This is a genomic window from Collinsella sp. SGI.033 (assembly GCF_050315135.1).
Lineage (GTDB): Bacteria > Actinomycetota > Coriobacteriia > Coriobacteriales > Coriobacteriaceae > Collinsella.
In genome coordinates, this window is the sequence record NZ_JBNPOK010000071.1 from 1 (window position 1) to 585 (window position 585).

General features: G+C 70.9%; 1 protein-coding gene. It reads right to left on the reverse strand.

Annotated features, from left to right (window positions below):
* Positions 1–569 (reverse strand): IS3 family transposase (locus tag ACQRC0_RS08805; protein ID WP_427729334.1); only part of this gene is annotated, 569 nt, incomplete at its 3' end.
* Between the last annotated feature and the right edge of the window lie 16 nt (positions 570–585).

Consider the following 585-nt stretch of genomic DNA (forward strand, 5'->3'; position numbering starts at 1 on the left):
CAGCGGTAGTGCACGCCGCGGTCGGAGTGGATCACGGGGCGCTCGCCGGGCGCCAGCCGGGAGCACGCGTCCGACAGCGTCGAGTTCGCGAGGTCGGCGTCCGGGCGCTCGCCCGCCCGCCAGGCGACGATCGAGGAGTCGAAGCAGTCCCTGATGGCGGACAGGTACACCTTGCGGCCCGTCGGCAGCCTGAACTCGGTTATGTCGGTGAGCCACAGGAAGTTCGGCAGGGCCGAGCGGAAGTCGCGGCGCACGAGGTTCGGCGGGGCGGGGGTCACCTCGCCGCCGTAGGAGCTGTAGGAGCCGGCCCTCCTCTTCATCCACCTCGGGACGAGCCCCTCCTCGCGCATGATGCGCCGGACGACCTTCTCGGAGACGCGCACGGGGTCGTCGAGCTCGCGGAGCCTGCGCACCACGAACCGGTAGCCGCGCGCGCCGTCGCCGTCCTCCAGGAACACCCGCCGCACGACGTCCCTCAGCGGCGCCAGGCGGTCCGGCCTGGCGATCGCGCGGCGCTGGTAGTCATAGGAGCTCCTCGATATCCTCAAGAAGCCGGTGAGTTCTCTCAAGGACCACTTCCCCGCA